This window comes from Vibrio sp. 378 (assembly GCF_033339435.1).
In genome coordinates this window covers 1-512 of sequence record NZ_JAWOUO010001223.1, presented here as the reverse complement: position 1 = coordinate 512, position 512 = coordinate 1, and the positions used below count along the sequence as shown (strand labels likewise).

The following is a 512-nucleotide window of genomic DNA, read 5'->3' as shown; positions in this document are numbered from 1 at the left end:
CTTTAGCTAATGCTGACCCGGATACCGTGGCAGGAGATGCGCCTCTGAACCATATGCTGAATCACGGCGCGGTATTTGGAGCAGACACAGCAGCACAAGCAACAGGCTCCGAACAATGTGCGACTTGCCATGCTATTGGTCAGTCACAAGGGGTAGATAAGGTTCACAAGGTATACGACTACCGTTGAATTCGTCATTGAACACAATGCTTTGACAATTAAGGATAAGAAAAGGAAGAGCTATGAAAGCAATGTTTCTGCGGTGGTTGGTAGCTGGGATACTTGGGTTAGGCGTCATCTTCACCGTCAGTTCGGAAGATGTCGCCAAGCCAGAACCCGAAGCGGCGACGTTAACTCAAGAAGAAATTGAAACCATATTAGACACCAAGTTTTCCGAGGGGAAATATTCACGCCGCGGGCCAGATGGCTGCCTTCGTTGCCATGACGATACATCAGACAAACCCGCTACGGGTATTTTCGACAACATTCATGGCAAGTCCGCAAACCTGCATG

Annotated in this window: 1 protein-coding gene and 1 pseudogene; both read left to right on the top strand. The window is 49.0% G+C overall.

The features are described from left to right. Window positions 1–188, top strand: a 188-nt coding sequence (locus R7Q48_RS31260) for a multiheme c-type cytochrome (protein WP_318134321.1), incomplete at its 5' end; no start/stop codon positions are given. A gap of 53 nt (window positions 189–241) precedes the next feature. Beyond that, a pseudogene (locus R7Q48_RS31255) lies at window positions 242–512 on the top strand (cystathionine beta-synthase); the annotation flags it as partial.